This window comes from Chryseobacterium gambrini (assembly GCF_027920505.1).
Classification (GTDB): Bacteria; Bacteroidota; Bacteroidia; order Flavobacteriales; family Weeksellaceae; genus Chryseobacterium; species Chryseobacterium gambrini.
Genome location: NZ_CP115857.1, coordinates 3,468,028 through 3,488,814 on the forward strand (window position 1 = coordinate 3,468,028; position 20,787 = coordinate 3,488,814).

At 33.5% G+C, this 20,787-nt stretch carries 26 protein-coding genes and 1 tRNA gene; 10 read left to right on the forward strand and 17 right to left on the reverse strand.

Features of this window, described 5'->3' with window-relative positions; genetic code table 11:
- Positions 1–144: 144 nt before the first annotated feature.
- On the reverse strand, positions 145–597 hold the full coding sequence (locus PFY09_RS15995; RefSeq protein ID WP_076395205.1) for a hypothetical protein: 453 nt from the start codon (positions 595–597) through the stop codon (positions 145–147).
- Between the two features lie 109 nt (positions 598–706).
- Between PFY09_RS15995 and greA the strand changes: the two genes are divergently transcribed.
- From greA to PFY09_RS16030, 7 genes are all read left to right on the forward strand, one after another.
- On the forward strand, positions 707–1,177 hold the full coding sequence (gene greA, locus PFY09_RS16000) for a transcription elongation factor GreA (RefSeq protein ID WP_076395207.1): 471 nt from the start codon (positions 707–709) through the stop codon (positions 1,175–1,177).
- A gap of 54 nt (positions 1,178–1,231) precedes the next feature.
- The gene (locus PFY09_RS16005) at positions 1,232–1,621 is read left to right on the forward strand and encodes an HIT family protein (protein WP_076395209.1); all 390 of its coding nucleotides are present in this window, start codon (positions 1,232–1,234) and stop codon (positions 1,619–1,621) included.
- Positions 1,622–1,697: 76 nt separating this feature from the next.
- Entirely contained in the window at positions 1,698–2,885 is a 1,188-nt protein-coding gene (clpX, locus tag PFY09_RS16010; protein ID WP_076395211.1) for an ATP-dependent Clp protease ATP-binding subunit ClpX, read from the forward strand.
- 77 nt (positions 2,886–2,962) lie between these two features.
- Positions 2,963–4,990 carry a T9SS type A sorting domain-containing protein gene (locus PFY09_RS16015; RefSeq protein WP_271160350.1) on the forward strand — a complete coding sequence of 676 codons (2,028 nt, stop codon included), beginning with the start codon at positions 2,963–2,965 and terminating at the stop codon, positions 4,988–4,990.
- Between the two features lie 6 nt (positions 4,991–4,996).
- On the forward strand, positions 4,997–5,218 hold the full coding sequence (locus PFY09_RS16020; RefSeq protein WP_076395213.1) for a signal peptidase: 222 nt from the start codon (positions 4,997–4,999) through the stop codon (positions 5,216–5,218).
- A 61-nt stretch (positions 5,219–5,279) separates the two neighbouring features.
- Complete coding sequence (locus PFY09_RS16025) at positions 5,280–6,566, forward strand: peroxiredoxin family protein (protein WP_076395215.1); 1,287 nt, start codon at positions 5,280–5,282, stop codon at positions 6,564–6,566.
- 44 nt (positions 6,567–6,610) lie between these two features.
- Positions 6,611–6,684: transfer RNA gene (locus PFY09_RS16030), tRNA-Met, on the forward strand.
- A gap of 144 nt (positions 6,685–6,828) precedes the next feature.
- On the opposite strand, the gene PFY09_RS16035 is transcribed toward PFY09_RS16030, so the two are convergent.
- The 12 genes from PFY09_RS16035 to PFY09_RS16085 form a co-directional block, all read right to left on the reverse strand.
- Positions 6,829–8,127 carry an HlyD family secretion protein gene (locus PFY09_RS16035; RefSeq protein ID WP_076395216.1) on the reverse strand — a complete coding sequence of 433 codons (1,299 nt, stop codon included), beginning with the start codon at positions 8,125–8,127 and terminating at the stop codon, positions 6,829–6,831.
- Between the two features lie 79 nt (positions 8,128–8,206).
- Entirely contained in the window at positions 8,207–8,404 is a 198-nt protein-coding gene (locus tag PFY09_RS16040; protein WP_271160351.1) for a bacteriocin-like protein, read from the reverse strand.
- A 24-nt stretch (positions 8,405–8,428) separates the two neighbouring features.
- Positions 8,429–8,659 (reverse strand): bacteriocin-like protein, encoded by a 231-nt coding sequence (locus PFY09_RS16045; protein ID WP_076395221.1) that lies wholly within the window; start codon positions 8,657–8,659, stop codon positions 8,429–8,431.
- A gap of 28 nt (positions 8,660–8,687) precedes the next feature.
- A complete protein-coding gene (locus tag PFY09_RS20865; protein WP_076395223.1) occupies positions 8,688–8,867 on the reverse strand; it encodes a bacteriocin-like protein in 180 nt (59 codons plus the stop codon).
- 70 nt (positions 8,868–8,937) lie between these two features.
- Entirely contained in the window at positions 8,938–11,130 is a 2,193-nt protein-coding gene (locus PFY09_RS16050; RefSeq protein ID WP_076395225.1) for a peptidase domain-containing ABC transporter, read from the reverse strand.
- A gap of 80 nt (positions 11,131–11,210) precedes the next feature.
- Positions 11,211–11,411: a bacteriocin-like protein gene (locus tag PFY09_RS16055; protein WP_076395228.1), complete on the reverse strand. Its 201-nt coding sequence runs from the start codon at positions 11,409–11,411 to the stop codon at positions 11,211–11,213.
- 13 nt (positions 11,412–11,424) lie between these two features.
- Complete coding sequence (locus tag PFY09_RS16060) at positions 11,425–11,598, reverse strand: bacteriocin-like protein (protein WP_157967282.1); 174 nt, start codon at positions 11,596–11,598, stop codon at positions 11,425–11,427.
- 25 nt (positions 11,599–11,623) lie between these two features.
- Positions 11,624–11,821 (reverse strand): bacteriocin-like protein, encoded by a 198-nt coding sequence (locus tag PFY09_RS16065; protein ID WP_076395230.1) that lies wholly within the window; start codon positions 11,819–11,821, stop codon positions 11,624–11,626.
- Between the two features lie 104 nt (positions 11,822–11,925).
- A complete protein-coding gene (locus tag PFY09_RS16070; protein ID WP_271162353.1) occupies positions 11,926–13,431 on the reverse strand; it encodes a thioredoxin domain-containing protein in 1,506 nt (501 codons plus the stop codon).
- A gap of 134 nt (positions 13,432–13,565) precedes the next feature.
- Complete coding sequence (locus PFY09_RS16075; protein ID WP_271160352.1) at positions 13,566–14,663, reverse strand: TlpA disulfide reductase family protein; 1,098 nt, start codon at positions 14,661–14,663, stop codon at positions 13,566–13,568.
- Positions 14,653–16,080: a TlpA family protein disulfide reductase gene (locus PFY09_RS16080; RefSeq protein WP_271160353.1), complete on the reverse strand. Its 1,428-nt coding sequence runs from the start codon at positions 16,078–16,080 to the stop codon at positions 14,653–14,655. Before PFY09_RS16080 ends, PFY09_RS16075 begins: the two co-directional genes overlap by 11 nt.
- Entirely contained in the window at positions 16,031–16,282 is a 252-nt protein-coding gene (locus tag PFY09_RS16085; protein WP_271160354.1) for a bacteriocin-like protein, read from the reverse strand. Before PFY09_RS16085 ends, PFY09_RS16080 begins: the two co-directional genes overlap by 50 nt.
- Positions 16,283–16,531: 249 nt before the next feature.
- Between PFY09_RS16085 and PFY09_RS16090 the strand changes: the two genes are divergently transcribed.
- Positions 16,532–16,903, forward strand: a complete 372-nt coding sequence (locus tag PFY09_RS16090) for a helix-turn-helix transcriptional regulator (RefSeq protein ID WP_271160355.1) — start codon at positions 16,532–16,534, stop codon at positions 16,901–16,903.
- Positions 16,904–17,017: 114 nt separating this feature from the next.
- Here the strand turns inward: PFY09_RS16090 and PFY09_RS20870 are convergent, their stop codons facing one another.
- From PFY09_RS20870 to PFY09_RS16105, 4 genes are all read right to left on the reverse strand, one after another.
- Positions 17,018–17,155 (reverse strand): bacteriocin-like protein, encoded by a 138-nt coding sequence (locus PFY09_RS20870; protein WP_408640174.1) that lies wholly within the window; start codon positions 17,153–17,155, stop codon positions 17,018–17,020.
- Between the two features lie 14 nt (positions 17,156–17,169).
- Positions 17,170–17,313, reverse strand: a complete 144-nt coding sequence (locus PFY09_RS16095; protein ID WP_165796748.1) for a bacteriocin-like protein — start codon at positions 17,311–17,313, stop codon at positions 17,170–17,172.
- A 12-nt stretch (positions 17,314–17,325) separates the two neighbouring features.
- Positions 17,326–17,487, reverse strand: a complete 162-nt coding sequence (locus PFY09_RS16100; RefSeq protein WP_271160356.1) for a bacteriocin-like protein — start codon at positions 17,485–17,487, stop codon at positions 17,326–17,328.
- Between the two features lie 99 nt (positions 17,488–17,586).
- Entirely contained in the window at positions 17,587–18,024 is a 438-nt protein-coding gene (locus PFY09_RS16105) for a hypothetical protein (RefSeq protein WP_271160357.1), read from the reverse strand.
- A 128-nt stretch (positions 18,025–18,152) separates the two neighbouring features.
- Here PFY09_RS16105 and PFY09_RS16110 point away from each other — a divergent pair, with 128 nt between their 5' ends.
- Positions 18,153–20,000: a tetratricopeptide repeat-containing sensor histidine kinase gene (locus tag PFY09_RS16110; protein ID WP_271160358.1), complete on the forward strand. Its 1,848-nt coding sequence runs from the start codon at positions 18,153–18,155 to the stop codon at positions 19,998–20,000.
- Positions 19,997–20,608 (forward strand): response regulator transcription factor, encoded by a 612-nt coding sequence (locus PFY09_RS16115; RefSeq protein ID WP_271160359.1) that lies wholly within the window; start codon positions 19,997–19,999, stop codon positions 20,606–20,608. The genes PFY09_RS16110 and PFY09_RS16115 overlap by 4 nt, the downstream gene beginning before the upstream one ends.
- The last annotated feature ends 179 nt before the right edge of the window (positions 20,609–20,787 follow it).

A 20,787-nucleotide genomic window follows, 5' to 3' on the forward strand; every position in this document is an offset into this window, starting at 1 on the left:
ACAATAAGTGAGTTCAGCTTTGGTTTATTTTTTTTACAGATTATAGCATTAATTTTTCTTATTATAGTCTGCTATTTCGTATACAAAATTTATAAAAAGCTAAAATAAAAACCAAACCGCAGAAAATCTCTGCGGTTTTTATTTCTAATAATAAATATTTAAAATTTTCCCTGAAGGATCATAATTGTAAAGATACGTTTTCGGCTGTACATTGGCTACAGCAGTGGGTTGTCCGGTTAATAAAATCCATTGGGCATTGTCTTTCGGGCAGACAATTCTGATGTTGTCCTGAACTTCCAGAGTCGTATTGTTATCGGGACAAATGTGAGGGGCGTTTCTGTCGTAGGCTTTAAAAGAATTGTCCGATGCTCTTACCACAATTAGTCCCTTCGTTCCGGATTGCTGCTCATTGATGTAAACCCAGCCACCAACCTGATTTAGTGCATAGTAAGCAGGGAGGTTCAGATTTAGCGTAACGTTGATCGGGTTGTTTGGAAAGCAACTTACGGTGTCTTCACGGCTTCCGCAGGAATGTATAGATAAATTACTGAAAATCAATAATGTGATGATAGATAATATTGAAAAAGTTTTTTTCATTTCAATTTAAATTTTTATATATTTGTAAAAATTAAACGATTATTACACGAAAACATTGTCCGGCAAATGTCGGATTATTTTTTTATACTAAAACTAAATTTTGAAAATTATGGCAAGCTATGTTACAAAGGAGGGATTAGAGAAAATGAAAGCTGAGCTGGAACAGTTGGAAACTGTAGAGAGACCAAAAATTACTCAGCAGATCGCAGAAGCAAGAGACAAAGGAGATTTGTCGGAAAATGCAGAATATGATGCGGCAAAAGAAGCTCAGGGAATGCTTGAAATGAGGATTTCTAAGCTGAAAGATGTGATCTCCACTTCAAAAATCATAGACGAAAGTCAGCTCGATACTTCAAAAGTTTCAATTCTTACCACAGTAAGACTTAAAAATAATGCAACCAATCAGGAACAGGTGTTTACACTGGTTCCGGATAACGAGAGCGACCTGAAATCCGGAAAGATCTCAGTAAACACACCGATTGCAAAAGGATTGCTTGGAAAAGCGGTAGGAGAAACGGCAGATATTACTTTACCAAACGGAAACAAACTGTCTTTTGAAGTATTGGACATTACCCTGTAATGAAAGAAAAAGAACTGAAGTTTAATTTCTAATCAAAAACATTTTTAAGTAAAAATGAGCACAATATTCACAAAAATCATCAATGGCGAGATCCCCTCATATAAAATTGCCGAGGATGAAAACTTTATTGCATTTCTGGATGCAATGCCTTTAGTAAAAGGACACACGTTGGTTGTTCCCAAAAAAGAAGTTGATTTAATTTTTGATCTGGACAGTGAAGAATATAAAAATCTTTGGGGTTTTTCTCAGAAAGTTGCCAAAAAAATTAAAAAAGCAATTCCGTGTGTAAGAGTGGGTGTGGCGGTTGTAGGATTAGAAGTTCCTCATGCACATATTCATCTCATCCCGTTAAATACCGTGGAAGACATGAATTTTAAAAATGAGCGTTTAAAACTTACGGGTGAAGAATACACTGAGATTCAGAACTCTATTATTAATTCTTAAAAAATAACAGAAACTCGTAAAGCAGATTTTTACGAGTTTCTTTACTCTATACCTTATTATATATTACGTATAAAAAATGAATTCAAACCAATGTTCTTTCTGCGGAAGAAAGAGAAATGAAGTGCAGATGCTGATTTCGGGTCAAAACGGCTTTATTTGCGAAAATTGTATCGAGCAGGCTCATGCAATCGTGAAAGACAGCAGTTCAAAATCAGGTTATGCTCCGGCAGAAAATATAAACGAACTTAAGAAACCGAAAGAGATTAAAGAATTTCTCGATCAGTATGTCATCGGGCAGGATCAGGCAAAAAAACAATTGTCGATTGCTGTGTACAATCACTACAAGAGATTACTTCACGCTCAGGACGAAAACAGAGAGGTAGAGCTTGAAAAATCAAACATCATCATGATCGGTGAAACGGGAACAGGGAAAACGCTGCTGGCAAAAACCATTGCCAGAGAACTGAATGTTCCTTTCTGTATCGTGGATGCTACGATTTTAACGGAAGCTGGTTATGTAGGTGAAGATGTGGAAAGTATTCTTTCAAGGCTTTTAATGGTTGCCGATTATGATGTGGAAAAAGCGGAAAAAGGAATCGTTTTTATTGATGAAATTGATAAAATCGCCAGAAAATCAGATAATCCGAGTATCACAAGAGACGTTTCCGGAGAAGGAGTTCAGCAGGGATTACTGAAACTGTTGGAAGGCAGTATTGTAAATGTTCCGCCACAGGGAGGAAGAAAACATCCGGATCAGAAATATATTCAGGTGAATACACAAAATATTCTGTTTATTGCAGGAGGAGCTTTCGACGGGATCAAAGAGATCATCGAAAGAAGAATGAACAAGCAGGCAATAGGTTTCAGTTCGGAAAAAATTAACAAAACGGATGAAGACGAGTACATATTAACAAATATTAATGCCATCGATCTTCGTTCTTTCGGTCTTATTCCTGAACTTTTGGGAAGATTCCCGATCATTACTTATCTTGATAAGCTTACGAAAGAAACAATGGTAAGAATTATGAAGGAGCCTAAAAATTCAATTGTCAATCAGTTTATCGAACTTTTTAAAATGGATGGAGCCGATCTGAAATTTACAGACGGGGCTATTGAAAAAATTGTAGAAGAAACTATTGAAAAAGGATTAGGTGCAAGAGGCTTGAGAGGAACCACCGAAAAGGTGCTTGAGGATTATATGTTCTCCATAGGTGAACAACAGGAAATAGTATTAACGGAGGATAATATTTTTGTTAATAAATAAAATATTTTTGTTTTTTAGTAAAAAAAACATAACTTTGCATTTGAGATATTGTATTAACACACAAATATTTATATACAATGAGAAAAAGTTTATTTGCTATTGGTTTATTGGCAGCTACTTATTCTGTTCAGGCGCAGAATGTTCTAGTACACGTAGATGACGCTGCTACTACGTATGTGAGTGAAGGTACTTTGGTATATAGTGGAGGAGGAATCCAGACCAGAGGAGCTGGTATCGTAGATGTTCATGGGAACGTTATGGTAGATGCCACCCCGACAGATGCTTTCAAAACAATTACCACCGGTGGTGCCAACAAAACAGATGGTGGAAACATCGTCTTAAGACTTAATACACCGGGAAGTTACGATTCTTCCACTTACGGTCAGCTTTATATTAATGGTATTTCTGCAGGCAATCTTACCGGTGTGGTAAGTAAGGAATACAGAACCGCTAAGAATGGTAATGGAAACTATTTCCAACAAATGGCATTGCCTTTTGCCGGAAAAGCGTACAGTACTTTATCAACAGAGTTGAACAAGACTTTCGGGACTACAAGAACCCTTAACAATCCGGGATTTGTTAACAATGATTTGATTTTATCATGGAATAACGCAAGTGCGGTTTCTGATCATGTTACAAATCTTGCCAACACAACTCCTAATTCCCCGGCATATTATATGCTAGGATCAAGATCAAACAATCTTGATTTAAGTACTCCGCCATCAACTTTACCAACTATTGCACCTACCCCTACAGGTACTGTTTATACCTTAAACGGAGCTCCTGTACGTTCTGAAGATCTTACAGCAGTGAGTCTGCAGAATGCAGGTAATGTTTCTTTTGGAACAAACGGACTTGGTTACAATACTTATGGAGAGCAATATGCAACTTATCTTCAGGATCAGTTCTCTAATACTACTGGAAAATTCGTAGGAAATTTCGGTAAAAATATTTATCAGTTTGGTAATCCATATTTTACTAACCTTGATTTATCCAGAATAGGATATGTTGAAAGTGGCGGCGTTACAGACGGAAACGCTGTATCTAATATATGGGGAGTAAAATATACTACCGGTACAGTAGTTAGTTACGCAGGAGGAAGCAATGGAGGAGGGGGAACCTATACTACCGGAGCTCAGGTTCAGACGTATACTACATTAGGAGTTCCTGTAGGAGATACAGGACTTATCATCAAGCCGATGCAGACTTTTGTATTAAAGCTTAGAGATAATACAGCACAGACATTGAATTTCTCTACCCTGAGAAGATTCAATAGCACTGTTAGAGCTGCAAATGTAGACTACAATGTAAATGCTGCTAAATCTTCAGCAAATACAACCTTCGGACAAAAAGGAACTACCAATACTGTAAAACAACTTGGTGTAATTGCTCTGGATGCTAATGGTAAAGAAGTTGGAAGAACATATTATGTGGTAAATCCTAATTTTACAACAGGACACCAGACATCATCTGCAACAACAGTTCAGGCTTCTGCTACAGGAGGAGATGTTATCGGTACTTTTGAAGAAGCTCCAAATGGCGGGTATGATAACAATAATCTTAACTATTGGTTGTATATTAATGAAGCTAACGAAGTTAATTTCTTAGGTAAGAACATTAAACTGGTTAATTATAATACCAATGTAGTTAAGTCATATAAATTTGAAGTTAAAGAAAACGGTGAATTGGTAAATAACGGAGTACATCAGTTATCTTCAGGAATCGGATTCTATTATAAGGCTGCTAACGGTAATTTACAGCAAGCTGTTCAGGGTGGAACTACTTCTGCTATTACTACTGAAGCTGATCTATATTATGGAGAGCTTACTGGTGTGGTATTAGCAACAAATGATACTAAATCTCCATCAAGAACACTGGTTGTTTACAACCCTGCAATTGATAACTATATCGTTAGATTTGATCCTAATTGGAAAAAAGCAGACATCGAAGTTTATGATATGAGTGGTAAATTAGTAATCTCTAAAAAAGCTGTTGAGACTTCTAGAGACTTCGTAATTGAATTGGATAAAAATATCAAGAATTCTTACGTAGTAAAAGTTGTTTCAGACAAAGGAGATATTGTTAACACGAAAATCTTAAAATAATTGAATATGAAAACTATTAATAAACTGGTCTCTACTTTTTTTCTTTTTGCACTATCATGGGTGAGCGCACAAGCACCACCAAACCCTGGTGACGGGGGAACCGGAGGATCCGGTTCAGGAGGAACTGTAGTTTCCTCACCGATAGATATGTATGTGTATGCATTAGGAATTATTGCTGTTTTATTCATCGCATTTTTTACTAAAAAGTATACAGCTAAGAAAGCATAAAATTTTATTAAAATACTATTAAACTCTCTGATTACTCGGAGAGTTTTTTTATTTTTACGTTATGAAAAAAATTTTTACAATATCAGCTTTAGCAGCTGCATTTTCATTACAGGCTCAGTTTACAGTCTCCATTCAGGCTCCTGCCGATTTTAAAGATCAAGACGCAATTTTATATACTTTAAATGGTTCTAAGGATATTATTGTAACGAAAGAACAAAGTAAAAATAATGTATGGACTTTTAAATATCCCAAAAATTATATGGGAATGATGAAAGTCTATTTTCCCAACTCCAATAATACTTTCAATTTCATTTCAGAAAATAAAAATGTAAGTGTTAAGCTTGAAACGCAGGCTAATAAAATAAAGGATATCGTTTATCTTGATGAAGCCAATGATGTGATGAGTAAGCTTCAGGAAGGCTCACAGAAGAAAGAACTTATTCTTCCTGCTTTAGCACAGATCAAAGAATATTATAAAGACAATACGGAGTTTGGAAAAGCTTTAAAGACTGAAATCAACAGACTTTCAGGAAGCTCTTCCGGAATAGATCAGGCGCAGCATCCTTTTATCTATTATTACAATACCAATTACAGTAAATTTTTGTCTGGTGATGCTTCTAAAAAAGTAACTCAGGACGAAATCATCAATTTTATTGATAAGTCTAACGATATGTTAGAAACATCATCACTGTTGAGACCAATTTTAGTAAGTTATCTGAATTCGGGTGGCAATACTAATGTTACAGCCTCTGTGGATAAACTTTTAGATATATTAAAAGTAGAAACTCCCCGAGGACAGACCGTACTTTCTGAATTGATCGATATTTTTGATGTATATGATATGCAGGATTTCAAGGATAAATATCTTAATCTGGCTAAAAATCTAAAATGCACAATTACCGACAGGCTTGCTTCCACGTTGAAATCTAATGCCAACGTTGAAATGGGAGCAGTTTTCCCTAATTATAAGTTTAATTCACCGGTTAATACTACTGCTAAATCTTTACAGGATATTAAGGCTGATAAAAAGGTAGTTATTTTCTGGTCTTCCACGTGTTCTCACTGTGAAAGTGAGCTTCCTCAATTATTGGCTAAATACAGCGATTTGAAGGCTAAAAATGTTCAGGTTGTTGGTTTATCTTTAGATGTGGATAAAGATTCTTATTCTAAAAAGATTGCAGCATTTCCATGGGTAAATGATTCTGAACTGAAAGGTTGGAACAGTACTTACGTAGATACATACAATGTTCATGCAACTCCTACGTATTTTATTTTGGATGCTAACAATAAGATAATCAGCAAACCAGAGCATGTTGGTGATGTTTTGGAATATTTTAAGTTAAAATAAATTTGGAGGGAGTAAATATTTTTGTATATTTGCACCACCAAAACGGCGAGGTAGCTCAGTTGGTTAGAGCGCAGGATTCATAACCCTGAGGTCACGGGTTCAATTCCCGTCTTCGCTACATATGAATAAAAGGTTTCAAGAAATATCCTGAAACCTTTTTATTTGATAATCATGGTAGTTTTCTATTTATAAAAATCAGCTATTTTTAACGGAATACAAAAAATAAAACCGAAACAAGGGCGTTCCGGTTTCTATATTTGTATTAGCTTTGATATCCTAATAATTTTCTCATCTGATAAAAGAAGCGCTCAATCAACCTTAAATCCTGAGTAACAATTTCCGCACTTCCTTTTAATTCTTTATCGAAAACCAAGTTTTTATTGTAGCTGGTTTTTAATCCTTTTGGAAGAAGTACATCTACGTAGTAATTTCCTTCTTTATCGGGAGACAGAGAAATATTCTGTACTTTTCCTTCTACGATTCCGTATTCCTGATAACGGTAATTGTCGAGCTTAATCAAAACCTTTTCACCCGAAGCAATCTTACCTGAGTTGGTAGCCGGAACCGACATTCTGCCGACTAGTTTTTCCCGGTTTTTAGGAAGAATAGATAAAACGGCATCTCCTGCTTTTATAAACTGATTTTCGCCGAAAAACTGCTGAAAACTGGCAATACCATCTGTATTCGAAATAAGAAGATAATTTTGCTCCCATTGCTTCAGCGATTTTCTCAATTGTTCAAAAAGCTGTAAAGTCTGGGAAGAGTAGGTAATTTTATCTTTTTCTGTGTTAATAGCTGTTCCGCTTTTTGTTTTATTTAAATTAGAAATTCCTTCTTCCATCTGTGAAAGAGAAATGTTGATGTTTTCTAAATTTTGCTGCGCCTGTATGTATTTTATTTTTTCATTTTCAAGCTCCATGGAGGAAATAACTCCTTGATTGAATAACTCCTGAGAACGGATGTAATTTTTCTTGGTAAGCTCATATTTTGCCTGTTCAAGGCTTTTTTGCTGTTTGGTAGTGGCAATTCTTACCCTGTATTCGGAAAGACTCTGGTTAGCGGCAAGATTTTCCGGAGCGTAAGGCTGCAGTCTTGTAAACAGAGCTTCATCCTGAAAAGCTTTTGCAAAACTGTTATAATCTCCCTGAAGTTCTCCCAATTTGAAATGAGAGGTTTCGCTGAGTGGAAATGATGATAATCTATTGGGTGATAAAGAATCGATTATTTTTTTTAATGCAAGAACATCTTTGTAGTTGGCAGAAGACTGCATGACCATCAATACCTGATCTTTTTTAACTTCCTGATGATCTTTGATAAATATTTTTTCAATTTTAGAATTGGTTCTGGCTTCTAATTTCTCCGGTGGATTTTGTGAAGTCACAATAATAGGCGCAGGAATAAATTCCGGATATTTGATGACGTAGCTCATTATTAAAATAAGCACTAAAATCAAAAATATAATGGTATTTCCCCAACGGATCATCCAGTGAGGAGGTTGGGTCAAAATATCCTGAACACTTTCAGAACGAAGCTCAATATTATCTAAAATGTCTTTTTCCATATTTTAATAGAAGCAATCTTCCGTTAAGAAGATTGCTGTTTTATGCATTAGATTTAAGTTGAAATCTAAAAATTTTTAATTATTTGCAAATTTGCGGTGAGTACATATTCTGATGAATACATGCACTTCTTTTTGAGCACCACATAAGGTTGCAGCCACAATCGTACGGTTCTCCCGGAAGTGGTGGTTCAGGTGGGAAATATGCTCCGCAATCGTTTAATCCTCCTCCTTTAAGATCTTTTAAATCTTTTCTTGTTAATTTTTTTAAATTTTTCATAATTAAAATTTGTTTTAGTTTGTATTAAAGATGGCAGTTTTCTGCACTGTAAAAATTCATGTGTACGCAGGCAGACATTTTTTCACACCATGCAAGGTAATTACATCCGCAGTTATAAGGCTGTCCAGGCATTGGAGGGTCTACCGGAAAATAGTCTCCGCAATCGCTACCTCCTAAACCTTCACCCGGAAATCCGCCTCCGCTCCCTTTTACATGTTTAAGATCTTTGCGCGTTAATTTTTTAAGATTTTTCATAGTAATTTTAAATGTGATTTAAATTGAATTACTGACAAATGGGCGGATAATAATTCCCGTTAATATCCATACACGACTTTTCCTCTGCAATATACCATCCAGTACCGCCGCAGTGGCAATAATAAATAGAGTCGTCCGGATATGAGGGCCCGCCTGCTCCTTTTACGTTTTTAAGATTTTCTCTTGTTAGCTTCTTCATTTTTTTCATAAAATTTGATTTTGTAAATTATTCCTACTCTATAAGCTTTTCGGATTTCGCTATATGATATACCTGAAATTTAATTTCCAAGTTCTAACTGATTCTTTACCAATCGGTAATATTCTCCTCTCAGAGCAACCAATTCCGCATGATTTCCTTCTTCTACTACTTTTCCTTTATCTAAAACAATGATTTTATCGGCGTGTTTTACAGTGGAAAGCCTGTGAGCGATCACAACTGCTGTTTTTCCTTTGAAGAACTGTTCGAGATTTTCCATGATCACTTTTTCATTGTTTGCATCCAAAGCAGAAGTTGCTTCATCAAATAAAATATAATCAGGAGATTTATAAACCGCTCTTGCAATGAAAAGTCTCTGCTTTTGCCCGCCGCTCACTCCCAAACCTTCATTTCCGATTTTTGTGTTGTAGCTTAATGGCAATTCTTCAATAAATTCTTTAATGTTGGCGATTTCTACGGATCTCCTCAATTTTTGCTTATCTACATAATCTTCACCAACGGCAATATTATTGGCAATAGTATCATTAAAAACATATCCTTCCTGCATTACCACTCCGCAATGATCTCTCCAGAATCTCGGGGAAATATTATTGAGTTTTGTATTTCCTAATCGAATTTCTCCCTGAGAAGGTTCGTAGAATTTCATTAAAAGTTTCAAAAGTGTTGTTTTTCCGCTTCCGCTTGCTCCTACAATGGCTGTCGTTTTCTGAAAAGGAATGCTCAATGTAAGATTTTCAAAAACCGGAACATCGGAGCCGGTATATCTGAATGAAACGTTTTCCACCAGAATGTCTTTTTCCGGAATTTCGTGGGAATATTGCTCTTCCTTATTCTCCTCGTCATCCTTATCATGAATTTCACCCAATCTTTCCAAAGAAATTTTAGCATCCTGAAACTGTTTTATAAAATCGATCAGCTGAAGCAAAGGGCTGTTTAATTGTCCGATGATATACTGAACTGAAAGCATCATCCCTAACGTTAAATTTCCTTCAAGCACCAATTTTGCCGAAAGAAAGCTCACGAAAATATCTTTCATCTGGTTAATGAAATTTCCTCCTACAGACTGCCACTGTTCCAAAGACAAAGATTTTATTCTCAGCTTGAATAATTTCACCTGTAGAAATTCCCAGTCCCATCTTTTTTGTTTCTCGGCATTATGCATTTTTATCTCCTGCATTCCGTTGATCAGTTCGATCACTTTGCTCTGCTCCTGAGAAACCTGCGAAAATCTTTTGTAATCGAGTTCTTTTCTTTTGCTCAGGAAAAAACTGATCCATCCGATGTAAGCTGCCGCTCCGATAAGATAGACGATAAACAGCCTGTAATCATAAAATAACAGTACGATACTGAAAATAATAAGATTGACTAATGAAAACAGGGTGTTCAGCGAAGAACTTGTGAGAAGCTGCTCGATTCTGTGATGGTCATTAATTCTCTGCATGATGTCTCCGGTCATTCTCGTATCGAAAAAACTGATCGGAAGCTTCATGAGTTTAATAAAGAAATCGGAAATAATAGAAATATTAATCCTTGCCGAAAGATGAAGCAAAATCCAGCTTCGGATCATTTCAATTCCCATTCTTCCCATAAAAAGCATCACTTGTGCTAAAAGGACAAGATAAATGAAATTAAGATCCTGATTCTGAATACCAACATCGACAATACTCTGGGTAAGGAAAGGGAAAATCAGAGAAAGTAAACTTCCTGCCAAAAGACCTACTGCGAGCTGGATAACCAGCGATTTATATTTTAATACATATTTTGAAAGAAAAGAAAAACTGGCTTTACTTTCCTGATCATCAAATTCTGTTTGAAAAAAAGCAGGGGTGGTTTCTAAAATAAGTACAATTCCCTCTTCTGTTTTTTCATTGGCATTTTCACCGATCCATAACTTGATGAATTCTTCTCTCGTGTAGGTAATGAGTCCGTATCCGGGATCTGAAACGTAAACTTTGTTGTTTTTGTCTATTTTATAAACAACCACGAAGTGATTTTTATTCCAGTGGACAATACAGGGAAACGGAACTTCCTCTGCAAGAGATTCAAAATTAATCTGAACTCCTAAAGAACGGAACCCAAGGTCTTCCGCAGCATCACTCAATCCGAGTAAGCTGCTTCCTTCCCTTGTCGTTTCTGAAAGGTTACGAATTTGTTGGAGCGAGATACTTTTGCCATAATGTTTGCTTACAATACGAAGGCAGGTAGGACCGCAGTCTTTTGAGTCTGGTTGACGATAGAAAGGAAAAGATTTCAATGATTGACGTTTTTATTTATAAATAAGTTGCCGCCGGTTCGACGACAACTATTTCTTTCAAAAAATTAAATTTTTAATTTTTATAGAAGATCTGCATTCCATCCTGCAGGAAAGCAATAGCTTTCTTCTGAATATGAGCAGGTTTTTCCTGTGGCTGCCTCACACTCTGCTTGTGTAGCATATGGACGATAATATGGTGATTTTGGTCCAGGACATCCTTCTTTTACACCTCCTTTTACAGATTTCAAGTTTTCTCTTGAAAGTTTTTTTAGATTTTTCATAGTAATTATTTATTTAAAATGCGCATTGCGTTGCCATTTGTTGTAAACTTCTGCATAATCCGTCGAACTGACCGCCGTTTCTGCAGCATACAGAAGTTCCGGGGCAGTAATCATCTTCGGTTCTGCAAGCAATTCCACCTGTAACTGTTTTTAGTTGATTTCGGTTAAGCTTTTTTAGATTTTTCATAATTTAATGATTTGGTTCTGTTATTTTATCCAAAGATTGGATCAATGCAGAAAGATGGTTTACACTGAGTTCCACTCATGCAAAGAACTGTACATCCGTTCAGACACATTACTTCTGTACGGTTTGGGCAATACCATCCTCCCATTCCGTCACTTACCGGAGGACCGTAACCTCCCTGAATCATTCTGAGATCTTCTCTTGCAATTTTCTTTAGATTTTTCATAGTATAATAATTTGTTTGATTTCCTACTCTTTTTAAGCTTTTCGGATTCCGCTTTAAATTTTTCCTAAATTAGTGAATTTTGTATTACAAAAATTAATTACCCGTTAAATTTCTTCGTCTTCAGACAATTCATCAATAAAATAGTAAATATCTTCACGATCGTATTTATCCGGAAACTGATAACCGTTGATCAAAATGATTGGGGTAAAATTTAATCCAGCATTTCTGTTTTCGGCAGACATTTCCACAAGAGGAGTAAGATCCTCCTGAGCGGAATTCGTTCCTGCTTTTTGTCTTACTTTATTTTCATCTTTGTTTTCAAACCAATATTCTATAAGTTGTAAGAACTCCTGAGATGGTTTATTTCGGTAGGTATACATGAAATCTGAAATCAGATTCGTGAATTTCTCGTTCTGTTTATCCGGAGAATAGTTAAATCTCATCTGCACTGAAATGTCATTTGGATATTTTGTAAGTAAAGTTTCTACAATTTTATGAGCATCTTTACAAAATCCGCAGTATGGATTTGAAACAATCGATAAATGCAGTTTGGCATCTTTATTTCCTATAAAGAAAGTTTCATTATCAGAAAATGTTACTTTTTCTTTTTCTGATAGTTCTCTTTTGAAAAGTTCATAATTTCTTTTGAATCTTAAATTTTTTGCATTCGATTTTTGCAGAGTTTCTCTTTCTTCAAGCGTATTGTTTAAATACAAAACCATTGAAAATACAGCAATCCATAAAATAATACTAAGTAAAGCGGTTTTCAGATCAAAAGAGATAATTGGAAAAAGCAAAACACTGATTAAAATCTGGGCTGTTAAAATAGAAATAATCAAAAGGCAGACACGGCAAAAAGTTTTTTCAACAAATCCCTGAACATATAAAGAATAGCCGATTGCGATAACCGAAGCAAAGGTAAAACCTTTAATAATAAGTGAAGTTGCAGGAAGAAACAATCCTAAAATGGTAAGTCCAACAAAATAGATCAGAGAAAAATCTGAGAACTTAAGCCCTAAAATGCTTGTCTTATCCTGTGTAATGATTTTGCTGCAGGAATTTACAGCCTGATTTCCTGCTGTATCTCCACAAATACTTCCGATAACGGTAGAAGTATTTCCGAATTTCTGATTGAAAAGTTCTAAAGAAATATACACTCCTACCAATGATAAAACATTGAAAACCGCTTCATACCAAGCTAAATTAATTGCTGAATAGATTAAAACAACCGCAAAAATAGCATAAATAAAAGGTTTGTAGCTTGTCACGGATTTTTGCTCAACTTTATCTTTTTCAAACAGCAAAACAAAATCTGTGGATTTTTTGTGCAGTTCTTCTTTATTTAAAGTCTTTGCTTTATCGGAATAAATGGAATATTGTGTGCCGTTTTTTTTAACGAGCGAAAAAGAATTATCTACAATGGTAATAAACTCTTCAGGAAGTTCATCCCAGTATTCTTTATCTAATTCGTACGCATCATTTCGTACGCCCATGAAATTTAATGTGTCGCTGAAAGCTAAAGCAGAAGGATAATTTGGGTGTGAGTTAAACTGAAAAAGAAACTCCTGTTTGTCGAGTTTTAGATAGTTAATGAGTTTGTCCAATAGCATATTAATATTTTTCATCTAAAATAAGCAGATGTTTGAAAAAAACAAATACTTTTTTCATTTTAACGTGATTTATGTTTATTTTATTGCTTATGAATGTTTTATATTCAATTTTATAAGTGATATATACGATTTTACTATTTGCTACTAATAAAATCCTGCAAATTTTTCTCTGAAGATAGACCAACAGTAGACTTTAAAATCTTAGAATTGTTATCAAGAAGAACAGTATATGGAATCGCACCATTTAATTTGAAATGCATCTGAATTTTTTCGTAGTTTGGATCTTTTCCATTGAAGATGAATTGCCTCCAATTCATTTTTTCTTCATTGAGTGCTTTTTTCCAAGCATTTTTATCTTCATCAATTGAGATTGAAATAAATTCTAATGATTCATCTTTTTTCCTGTACATGTTTTTCAAAAGAGGGATTTCCTCTCTGCAAGGTCCGCACCAACTTGCCCAGAAAACAACCAGATGCTTTTTATATTTTGAATCCAAAATAGCAGATTTCTCACCACTGATATTTTCCAATGAGGGAAGCGATGTATTTTTCTCGGTGTATCTTTTTTTGTTGTAGGCGGATAAATTTTTAAAAGTTGTACTTTGAGTAATTTCTCCTTTGAAAAGTTTTAAATATTCATCGACCTGTTGCGGAGAAAAGCTATTTTTATTTTCATTAATCTTGTATAATAAATGATATGAAAAAGGAAACTTAATTAATTTTTCTTTAATAATTGGAAAGGCTTTAGGAGTAATATTATCAAATAAATCACCATCTACATCATAAAAAGCTTCTGTTTGTTGTCCGGCTTTTAAGGGAGGTCCTGTTACTGGTTTTCTGCCCGGAGGAAGCTGAATTCCAACTAAAGTGTCATATTTTAAATTGCCCATAATTTCAATTATCGAATCAGATAAAAATACGCTAGTTCCCCAACCTGAACCTTTATATTTTGCATTTGTCCTAAAAGAAAAAAAACGCAAAACTCCTTTTTTATCAATATGGTCAATTCCAATATAGACAGGCTCCTTTTCAAACCATTTATGAGATATTTTAAATACACCATTAATACTTTTTACACTATCTACTTTATTACTAGGATAATCTTTAAAAAGGTATACAGTTCCATCTGGTAAATTAGGAATATTACCTTTGATTATGGTTGTTTTTGCATGTTTTTCACATGATAGTAACGACAGAAAGAAAATGAACGTTATTATAGAATTAATTTTCATCCAAAATTGCTTTAAGCTTAATGTCAAAATTATTGTCACTTGGTCTGTCAAAGTCATCTGAAATTACCTCAAACTTATTATTGAATAAAAGAAACCTTGGAATTGAACTGATTTCAAAGTATTTTATAAAAGGATGACTAGAGTTGCTGATAATATAATTGGACTCATCATTTATATCCTTTTTTAGGAATACGTTCCATTTTTTTTGATCGTTATCTATACTAATACGAATGAATTTTATTTTATCACTATATTTTTTTTGTGCTATTTTCCAATTAGGTATTTCTTTAAGACATGGTACACACCATGTAGCCCATAAGTCTACTAAAATTAATTTTTCATTTTTTACTGACAATATATTTTTAATGGCAACTTCATTTAGTTTTGCATCTTTAATAGTGGAGTTTAGTATATTTTTAGACAGAACTTTCCCTTTGCTTTTCTCAGTTGCTTTTTTGAGGCTGCTTTCTCGGATATACTTTTTCATAATATCAATATCATTCTTACTTAAAGTATTATCATTTTCCATGTAATCCAAAAGAAAACCATCTAAAGCCTCTGTTTTAAATAATTTTTTATCAAGAAATTGTAAGTTATCAATCAAATGATGATTCTTATTTTTAAATGATATATACCGTAATAAATTTATTATTAAACTTTTATTTTGTACGGCATTAAGTCTGTTTAATATTAAAATATTGTTATTAACTATATCAAAGTATTTGTCTAGTTCTTCAATTACTTTCTGATTTGTAATTTTTGAAAAATCTACATTAAAAAGTTTATTGTAGAAATATATTTCTAAATAATCATTTATCGCCTTGTATTGAAAATCAGTATAATTAGTAGAATCTTGCTTAATTATAGCTAAATTATTGTCATATTTTTTTTTAAGCGACTGTATGTAATTACCAGAATTATCCGGTTCTTCAATAGAATAAATAGTATTATCCGATATTAAGGTATTCAGAATAGCATTTTTCTTATTTCCTGTATAAACGGATCCATTTTTACGAAATTCAAATGTTAAAGTATCATTTTTACTAAAAACCAAATATCTTTGAACTCTTGTTTTTCCGTTAACCAGAGCATAGGATTCAAACACTGTTGGTTTTGTTAGTGTTATTTCTTTACTTTCTTTTACATTTTTTTTAGTTCCAGAAATTGAGAAATTAAAATTTCTATGATTTACAAGAGTATTTAGAGCAAATGTTCCTGTATCATAAAATGAAACATTTGTAATTAAATTCAGTGTATCTATTCGTAATGCATTTTCAACATTATTAATATTTTTAGTGTCTTTTTTTTGACAATTTACAAATACTAATAGAAGTAAAAGGAAGAGTAATAAACTCTTCCTATATTTTTTAATGTCCATATCCATCGCAACCACAATCATAAGAACATCTAGTTCCACTGTTAGGATTTCCAATTAAATTAAGACACTGTTTATTTGCCTGTGTCTGCTGGTTAGAGCAAGAGCTTATTGTAGGGGTGTCAAAAACACCATATCCTCCACCTGCATATTGAACACTAATTCTGCATGATCCCCCTCCAGGTAATCTACCTCCATTAATTTCTTTCAAATCATTTCTCGAAAGCTTTTTCAAATTTTTCATTTGTCCATTTTTTTTGTATTAAATAATTTTTTTTGTCATACAATCCCTGACATAGGGTTCTACTGATCAGTTTTTCATCTATATCTGTACATATATAAATGAGTTTTTTTAAAGCGCTTTATCAATATTGATTTTCAAAACTATGAAAAAATATCTCACGATTAATGGATAAAAATTGCAATTTTCCTGCAATTTTTTTGCAAATTTTGCGTTTGATTTTTTATAAATTTGCAAAATAAACACAGAGGGATGATACAACAAAAACTAAAAGACCTTAGAAAACAAAGAAAACTATCTCAGCAATACATGGCAAAAATATTATCTACAGATCCTTCCAGCTATTCCCGTAAAGAAAATGGGAGATCGAAAATTTATGATGACGAATGGGAGAAACTGGCAAAAGCTCTGGATGTTTGTGTTGATGATATCAAAGAACCTGAATTTTCGGGAGTTGTTCATCATGATAACTCAAGTTTCAATGATAATTCTGAGAATTATTACAATCAAAATTTTAATATTCCAAACTCTGTTTTAGAAAGCCTGCAGGATTATATTTCATTGCTTAAAAGAGATGTTGAATTACTTAAAAAAGAAAATGAGATTTTAAAATCTCAGAAATAATTTTACAATTATCTTATAATTTGTATTCAGTTAAAAAGTTGAGAAACACCAAATGCTTCTCAACTTTTTTAATTTGTGAATTGCTTTTTCTGCAAAATTTTTCCTGAAATTTTTCTAAACCGGAGTTAAAACTCTAAGGCAGTAAGGATTTGTAGGGCAGGTTCTATCCTTACAGCATTTTACGATGTATGGAGATATTCCGCCCGTTAAAACTTTTAATTCTGCTCGGCTCAACTTTTTTAAATTTTTCATAATTCTTTTGTTCTTTACATATTACATTGTCTTGGTAATCGGCAAAGCGTACCACAACAGATAGAACCTCCGGGACAATAACCGTCATCCGTTCTGCAAGCCAGTCCTCCTAAAACCGCTTTCATTTCGTTTCGATCTAGTTTTTTAAGATTTTTCATAATTAAAGGGAATTAACGGCATAGTTCATTAGCTGGTTTACACGTTCCATCCGGACACAATTGCTGTCCTCTTTTACATTTACAGATTGCCGGCGGAAAAGGTCCTCCGCAGTCGTACCATCCTCCATTCAAAGATTTTAATTCTGGTCGGGATAATTTTTTCAAATTTTTCATAGAATATTAATTTTAATTATTCCTACTCTTTATCGCTTTTCGGATTCCGCGTTAGATATTGATGATGATTTGCAATTCATCATATTCTGTTTTTTTTAATTATTCCTTGGTAAAAGATTGCTGCATACTTACGTTTGGCGAAACAATTTCCAGTTCAATCGTATAATTTCCCGATAACAGATCAGATGTATCAATCGTATAGGAATTTGTAGGGCTAATCTGTTGCGCTTTCTTGATATTCCATGCCGAATCATAAATAGTAAATGCGCTAAGATTTCTATTTTGTGGCATTAACTGAATGATTAGTGAGTTCTTGGTTTGTCGGATAAGTAGTTCTATAGCATCTGATGTTGTTCCGCTTCCCTGTCCGCTTGTTCCCGTTGCTTTGGTTCCGTCGCCTTCAGAACTGACTGCCAGATTCAGGGTGCAATCTGTACATGAAGAATTTGACTGACCTGAAAAAGATCCTGGATTTTTTATGCTTTGCCCAAAATAGAAGGAGGAGCCTAAAAAAAGAAGTAATATTGTTTTTAACATCATAAATTGGTTTTGTTTTATCAAAAGTATTATTAATCAACTGTATACACTATCCCATAAATATGGTATATTTACTTTTTATGATGAAACATTTTATTTTATTCTGTTTATTAAGCAGTGTCTTTTTTATGGCTCAGAAAAAGGATACTGAGATTGAAGATTTCCTTACAAAATACAGAAGAAATTTAATCACAGATTTAGACTCTTCTGTGTATTACATCAACAAAGTGAAAATAATCAGTGAAAGAAAAGGGGATAATTTTTATCTTTCTAAAGGATTGTATGGACTGGGATATTGTTTTTACCAGAAAGGAGACATTGAAAAAGCACAATACTATATTAAAAAATCGATTCCTGTTGCTTTTCGTTCAGATAATTTTCAGACTCAGGCTCTTGCTTATAACCAATTGGGACTTATTGAAAATAATAAGAGCAATTACCAGCTTGCAATACAGCTGTTTTTAAAATCATTAAAAATTTCTGAAAAGCGGGAGCTTAACGAAAAAAGCTTTGCCTTAAAAAATTTGGGAAATCTGTTTTTATCTCAAAATGATACTGTTCAGGCAATACAATATTTTCAGGAAGATTATCGGTTTACAAAAGAGAAGAATTTAATTTCTGAGCAGTTTGGAAGCAGTAATAATTTAGGCATGATTCTGCGGAAAAAAAATCCGGATTCAGCATTGATGTATTTCACAGATGCACTTTCGATAGCCAGACAACTGGATCAGAAAAAGTGGCAGTATGACATTCATATCAATCTGGCTGTCTTTTTTATGGGCGATCAAAGGAAAAATCTGGATGCTGCTTTATCGCACCTCAAGGCTGCAAAAATATTGATTGAAGATATTGGAGATTCGAGCTTAAATTTTTTATACTACTATAATTTAGGAGGATATCATTATAAAAAAAGACAGTATTCTGAGGCGATAACTTATTATTTAAAAGCAGAGAAAATTGCAGATAATCCTGCGATTCCGTTGGATTATAAAATATCATTGATGGATGATCTCAATACAGTTTTCAGTAAAAACGGAGACTACGAAGAAGCTTATCAGTACCTGAAAATCTACAATAAATTGAATGACAGTGTTTTTAGCGTTGAAAAAAACCGAAACATCAATGAAATTATTACCAGATACGAAGTTGATAAAAAAAACAGCCAGATTAAGCTCCTGAATCAGCAGAAAGAACTGCAGGCTAAAAAGAATAAATTAGTGGTTGTTACCTCTCTTTTATCTATTTTTATATTAACGGGTTTTTTATATTTCGGATATAAAAGAGCTCAGTTTCTTAAAAAATTAAGGCTTCAGGAAAATATTAATCATCAACAGGAAAAAGAAAGATTATTAAGAGAGCAGGAACTTAAAGAAATGACTGCTCTTGTAAAAGGACAGGATATTGAACGGAATAGAATTGCCAAAGATCTTCATGACGGTGTCGCGGGTGATTTGGCAGGAATAAAACTCTTATTGGCAAAAGAGAATGCGGATCTTAACAATAAAAATTTAGATAAAATTCAGGACAATATTTCTAATTTATTTCAGGAAATAAGGGAGATTTCTCATAATCTGAGTATTAATAATCTGAGAGACAAAAATCTTAAAGATCTTTTACTGGATTTGAAAACCATTTATGAGCAACGCAATGAATTCAGTTTTTATCTTTACATCTATCCTGAAAATGCATTGGATGATTTAAGCGAAATTAAAAAAATAAACCTTTACAGAATTTTGCAGGAATTGCTGAATAATATTTCCAGACACGCCAAAGCAACAGAAGTAGAGTTGTCCGTCAACAGAGATCTTAATGATATTAATATTTTCATTACGGATAACGGAGTCGGGTTTTCTATGAATGAAAAAGGAGTAGGGCTTAAAAATATTCAGGACAGATTGGAAATCATATCAGGTGAAATAAATATACAGTCTACTAAAGACAAAGGAACAACTGTAATTATTGATTTAAAACAATGAGAAGTACAATAAAAATTGCCATTATAGATGATCATCTTATTTTTTTAAAAGGTCTCACTATGCTTCTGGAGCAGGAAGAACATTTTAAGGTAATTTATTCCTGCAATACTTATTCTGATCTGATGAGAAATTTACAATCTGAAATTCCGGATCTGTTGATTACTGATATTTCCATGCCTCAAATTAACGGAATCGAACTGTCTAAAATGATAAGAAAGCTTTATCCGACCGTTAAGATCCTGATTATGAGTTCTTATTCCAATATGGTTTCTACGGATGATGTAGATGGATATTTGCTGAAAGATGCAGATTCTGATGTACTTATTGCAGGTATAAAAAATATGGTCTGGAATGATGCAAAAGTATTTCACAAAGATTTTCAGCCTGCAGCGAAATATGATTTCAACAAAAATATTGTAAGCAAAAGAGAAAAAGAAATCATAAGCTATATTGGAAAAGGTTTTACAACAGAAGAAATTGCAGAAAAGCTCTACATCAGCAAACATACTGTAGAAACCCACCGAAAGAATATTTTCAATAAGCTTCAGGTGAATAATATTGCGGCTCTCGTTAAAAAATCCATTACTTTAGGATTGCTGGATGTTTAATTTTTATTTTTGGAAAAGACATTTTATGACAATAATCTTTTTATCAGCTATTTAGTGTGAATAAAAACAATTTCAAACGAACTCAAAAAAACTTAAAAATTCATAAAGTTTTCATAAAGTTTTTAAAAAAAGTAAAATTACTTTTGTATTTCTGAAAAAAATTGTACTTTTACATCGCC